This is a genomic window from Streptomyces sp. 13-12-16 (assembly GCF_002114215.1).
Lineage (GTDB): Bacteria > Actinomycetota > Actinomycetes > Streptomycetales > Streptomycetaceae > Streptomyces.
The window spans coordinates 594-1,031 of the sequence record NZ_NCTE01001464.1; the positions used below are offsets into that span (position 1 = coordinate 594).

The window sequence follows — 438 nt, forward strand, 5'->3', positions numbered from 1 at the left end:
GGTGCGCCCGGGTGGACGAGGACGTAGCGGACGGCGAAGCCGCCGAGCTGGTCGGCCTGGTCGGCGCCGGAGCCGGCGACGAGGTTGGCGACGACCTTGTCGAGCCCGGTGTTCCCGCCGTCCACCGCGGTGATCTCCGCGTCACCCATGCGGGCGCCGGAGCCGCGGACCAGGACGTAGCCGACCCGGTCGGTGGAGTCGCTGTCGATGACGAGGGTGCGGGCCTGGTCGCGGGTGCCGCTCTCCTCGGCGACGAACGCGGGCACCTGGACGGGGTCGCGCCGCTCGACCGGTCCGTCGGCACCGCGGATCACCCAGCCGGCGACGGCGACCAGCGGGCCGATCGCGCAGGCGAGGGCGATCAGCGCGGCGACCGGCTGGCGCCAGCCGAAGCTCTGCTCGGCGACACGCGCGCGTGCCCCGTCGGCGCCGAGCGTG

1 pseudogene is annotated in these 438 nt (G+C 76.5%); it reads right to left on the bottom strand.

What is annotated here, in order from left to right:
• Positions 1 to 438: pseudogene (locus B7767_RS42700) on the bottom strand (family 2 glycosyl transferase); the annotation flags it as partial.